Consider the following 239-nt stretch of genomic DNA (forward strand, 5'->3'; position numbering starts at 1 on the left):
GTGATGGAGTTATAGCGCTATTTTCACGGAATTCTTCGCTTTTTATTGCAGTCATAATTGTACAATTCATCGCCTTATTTTTACTCTGGGCGTACATGACCAAATATCTTGTGATGCCGATCAATACGGTGAAAAAAAGCATTGAAGAAGTGACGTCAGGCAAACTTGGCGTGTCGATACCTGAATTTGGCAACAACTGTGCGGGACGACTGATCCCGGGGATTAACAGTCTCTCCAGC

Annotated in this window: 1 pseudogene; it reads left to right on the forward strand. The window is 43.5% G+C overall.

The features are described from left to right. A pseudogene (locus RTW80_RS30670) lies at positions 1-239 on the forward strand (chemoreceptor protein); the annotation flags it as partial.

The sequence above is a fragment of the Escherichia sp. AM3 genome, from assembly GCF_032029835.1.
GTDB lineage: Bacteria > Pseudomonadota > Gammaproteobacteria > Enterobacterales > Enterobacteriaceae > Escherichia > Escherichia coli.